This window comes from Mycobacterium colombiense, assembly GCF_003284975.1.
Lineage (GTDB): Bacteria > Actinomycetota > Actinomycetes > Mycobacteriales > Mycobacteriaceae > Mycobacterium > Mycobacterium europaeum_A.
The window spans coordinates 1-3,971 of the sequence record NZ_QMEU01000192.1 but is presented as its reverse complement, the minus strand read 5'-3'; the positions used below and the strand labels follow the sequence as shown (position 1 = coordinate 3,971).

General features: G+C 69.8%; 4 protein-coding genes. 1 reads left to right on the top strand and 3 read right to left on the bottom strand.

Annotated elements, in window-relative coordinates:
* A partial coding sequence (locus DQP58_RS26090; protein WP_165827964.1) for an acyl-CoA dehydrogenase family protein occupies positions 1-253 on the bottom strand: 253 nt, incomplete at its 3' end.
* Positions 254-275: 22 nt separating this feature from the next.
* Positions 276-1,454 (bottom strand): acyl-CoA dehydrogenase family protein, encoded by a 1,179-nt coding sequence (locus DQP58_RS26085; protein WP_112710928.1) that lies wholly within the window; start codon positions 1,452-1,454, stop codon positions 276-278.
* 260 nt (positions 1,455-1,714) lie between these two features.
* Here DQP58_RS26085 and DQP58_RS26920 point away from each other — a divergent pair, with 260 nt between their 5' ends.
* Positions 1,715-1,879 (top strand): hypothetical protein, encoded by a 165-nt coding sequence (locus tag DQP58_RS26920; protein ID WP_165827963.1) that lies wholly within the window; start codon positions 1,715-1,717, stop codon positions 1,877-1,879.
* Positions 1,880-1,889: 10 nt separating this feature from the next.
* Here DQP58_RS26920 and DQP58_RS26080 read toward each other — a convergent pair.
* Positions 1,890-3,971, bottom strand: a 2,082-nt coding sequence (locus DQP58_RS26080) for an ATP-binding cassette domain-containing protein (protein WP_112710927.1), incomplete at its 5' end; no start/stop codon positions are given.

Sequence of the window (3,971 nt, the reverse complement as noted above, 5' to 3'; positions counted from 1 at the left end):
GGCACAGGGCGCGGCCGGCCTCGGTGGCGAAGACGGCCAGGTCGTCGAGGGAGCCGCCGGCCCCGCCGTACTCCTCGCCGATGGCGAGGCCGAAGACGCCCGCGTCGGCCAGCGCCTTCCACAACGCCGGGGTGCTGCGGTCGGCACCGGGTTGACCGAGCGCGCGCACCAGGCTGATCGGGTTTTCGGCGGCCAGCATCGCGCGCAGCGCCGCGGCGAATTCGCGCTGCTCGGCGGTGGGGATCGTCTTCATCGGTGCTGTGCGAGGCCCGAAGTCAGCGTCCGTAGGACGGCATCGCGTGCCCGCGCTGGGCGATGATGTCGCGCAGCACCTCGTTGGTGCCGCCGCCGAAGCGCATCAGCGGGGCGGCCCGGTATAGCCGCTCGAATTTGCCGGCCAGCGGGGCCTGTTGGCTGCGATGCGCCAATAGGCCGTCCGGGCCGAGGAGGTCGAGCGCCAGGTCGGCGATGCGCTGGCGCAGCTCGCTGGTGAACACCTTCTCGACGCTCACTTCGACGGTGGGGACGACGCCGCTGTCGAGGATGGACGCCGCCTCGTAGCCCATCAGGGTGGCCACCGTGACGTCGGCCTCCGCCTGCGCCAGGCGGCGGCGCAGCGACGGATCGTCGGCGGGCACGGTGCCGTCGCGGCGCGGGCGGCCCGCCAGCTCGCGCAACTCCTCGACGGCGCGACGCAGGTCGCCGGCGTTGGTCAGCGCGCCGCGTTCGAGATCGAGCGCGCCGGTGATGTAGGTCCAGCCGTGATTGACCTCGCCGATCAGATTGGTGGCCGGCACTCGCACGTCATGAAATCCCACCTCGTTGGTGCGGTATCCCGACCAGGCGTAGAGCGGGCGAATTTCGACGCCCGGGCTGTCGATCGGCACGATGATGACCGAGATACCCCGATGCCGGGCGGCGCCGGGATCGGTGCGGACACAGAGCCATTCGTGTGTCGCGCGCTGGGCGCCGCTGTTCCAGATCTTGGTGCCGTTGATCACCCATTCGTCGCCGTCACGGGTCGCGCTGGTCCGCAGGGCCGCCAGGTCGGTCCCCGCCTCGGGCTCGGAATAGCCGACGGCGCAAATCATTTCGCCGCGGGCGATCGGGGGCAGCCATTCGGTTTTGTTGCGCTCGGTGCCGTGCCGCATGATCATCGGCGCCACCGACGTCACCGTCAGGTCCGGGCCGGGCACGCCCCAATATTCGAATTCGCTCATCAGCAGGTGCAGGTGCATTGCGCCCAGCCCCAGTCCGCCGTACTCGCGCGGCCAGTTCAGCCCGAACCAGCCCCGCTCGCCGATCTTGCGCCGGAACCGGGCGACCTCGCCCCGGGGATATTCCAGATCGTGCTCGGCGAGCTCGGCCCGCAATTGCGCGGTGACGTTCTCGCGCAGGAATTCGCGAATCTCGGTGAGCCAGGCGCGCTGCCCCGCGTCGAGGTCGAAATCCATTCCGGCGCCTGTGCCCTTCTGCCAGCCTTACACCAAGCAGCGCCAGCGTAACGCCACGGCGAGAATGCGCCCGGGATTTCGCCGTAGCGTTACGCTCGGCGACCCCGCCGGGTCGACGGGCCCGCTGTAAACACGCTGTCAAGCTCCCGTTAAAACACATCGGCGCTCTCGCGGATACGCGGGCGGGCTGCGAAGATTTTCGGATCGACTGGTCGACGCGGACCAGGCACGCCGCCCAGTTCCGGCCTGAGGGAGAAGTCATGCCCACTGTTGAGATGCGCCTCCGCGAAGACCTGCGCAACTACGCCGTCGAATTGCGGCAGCTCGCATACACGCTGCCGATGGGCGTGGGCGAGCACGGTCTGCTGCAACTGTCCGACCGCATGCGAGCCGCCGCCGACCAGATGGTCCGCAAGGGCGCCTGAACAGGCGCGCTCAGCCGCCGCGCAGGCGGATCTTCCAGCGGACGAACCCCAGGTACACGGCGCTGATCGCGAACAGCATGCCGACGTCGAACCACCACGTCGCCGGGGTGTGCCGCCAATGCGAATCCTTGGGGGTCAGCGGGCCGGGCACCAGTTTGGTCAGGTCGGCGGTCGACGCCGACGCCGCAAAGCCCCACCGCGCCGGCGTGGCCCACGACATCTGGTCCAGCCCGACGCGCGCGGTCACCGGAATCATCCCGCCGGAGAACACCAGCTGCGACATGACCGCCACCACCAGCAGCGGCATGATCTGCTCGTTGGACTTGGCCACGGCCGACAGGGCCAGCCCCAGCATCGCCGACGCGACGCACGTCAGCGCGACGTCGGCGAACAGCTCGAGGCCCGGCTTGCCCAGCGCCACGGCGCCCTGCGTCGGGGCGCCCTTGCCGAGCACCGCGATGATGCTGACGATCGCCGACTGGACGATCGCGAAGACGGTGTACACGCAGACCTTGGCCAACAGGTACGCCGACGTGGACAGCCCGACCGCCTGTTCGCGCAGGAAGATGGCGCGTTCACCGATGAGGTCGCGGATGGTCAGGGCGGTCCCCATGAACACCGCGCCGACGTTGAGCAGCACCAGGATCTGACCGGGCTCGTTGGGGGCGGCCCCCATCGGGTTCGGGATGCCGAACCCGACATCGCCGGGCACCGACATGGACAACGACCCCATGATGAACGGCAGCAGCGCGAGGAAGACGAAATACCCGCGGTCGGAGACGATCAGCCGCATCTGGCGCCGGGCGATGGTGGAGAACTGCCGGACCAGGCTGGTGTGCGCGGGATCGCCCAGTTCGGCCGGTTTCTCCGCGGGCGGTGGGGCCGGTGGCGGGCCCGTGCGGGCCAGATAGCGCGCGCGGGAGCCGTCGGGGTCGCTGGCGACGGTGCTGAAGATGTCGGCCCAGTTGGTGGTGCCCATGGCGGGACCGATCTGGCTGGGCGGCCCGCAGAACGCCGTCTTGCCGCCGGGGGCCAGCAACAGCACCTGATCGCAGACGTCCAGGTAGGTCAGGGAGTGGGTGACCACCAGTACGACGCGCCCGGCGTCGGCCAGCTGCCGCAGCATGGTCATCACCTGCCGGTCCAGCGCCGGGTCCAGGCCGGAGGTCGGCTCGTCGAGGATCAGCAGCGAGGGTCCGGTGAGCAACTCCAACGCCACCGACGCGCGCTTGCGCTGTCCTCCGGACAGCTTGTCCACCCGGGTGTGCAGGTGCTGGGTCATCTCGAGTTCTTCGAGCACGCGGGCCACCACCTGGGCGCGGTCGTCCTTGGTGGTGTCCGGCGGCAGCCGCAGTTCGGCGGCGTACATCAGCGCCTGCTGCACGGTCAGCTGCCCGTGCACCACGTCGTCCTGGGGCACCATCCCGATCCTGCTGCGCAACGAGGCGTACTCGGCGTGGATGTTGTGGCCCTCGAACGACACAGTTCCGGTCGTCGGGTGCGTGTATCCGGCGACCAAGCGGGCGAAGGTCGACTTGCCGGCGCCGGACGGCCCGATGATCGCCGTCAGCGTGCCGGGAAGGGCGGTCAGCGAGATGTTGTCGAGCAGCGTCTTGTTGTTCTCGATCGTCCAGGTCACGCCGCGCACGTCGAGGCCGCCGCCGCGCGTCGCGGTGGCGGCCTGGTCGCGGCGGGCCAGGTTGCCGCCGTGAAAGACCAGGTCGATGTTGCCGATCGTCACCACGTCGCCGTCGCGCAGCGTGGCCGAATCGACCCGGACACCGTTGACGAAGGTGCCGTTGATGCTGCGGTTGTCCTGGATCTCGGTGCCGGAAGGCGTCGGGATCAGGGTGGCGTGGTGGCGCGAGGCCAGGACCTCGGGGATGACGATGTCGTTGTCGTTCGCGCGTCCGATCTTGATCGCGCCCGGCACGTCGGGCCCGGCCCTGCCCGGCCGCAGGATTTTCATCATCGACGTCGCGAGGATCGACGAGTCGCCGCCGATGCGGCCCGTCGGGGGCGCCGCCGGCTGCGCGGTGGTCGGGGGTGCGGCGTGCGTCGACGGTGATCGGTAGATCTGTGGCGCGGGCTG

Excerpts from the sequence above, each read along its gene's own strand:
- DQP58_RS26920 (WP_165827963.1), top strand. The coding sequence starts at position 1,715 with ATGCCCACTGTTGAGATGCGCCTCCGCGAAGACCTGCGCAACTACGCC.
- DQP58_RS26085 (WP_112710928.1), bottom strand. The coding sequence starts at position 1,454 with ATGGATTTCGACCTCGACGCGGGGCAGCGCGCCTGGCTCACCGAGATT.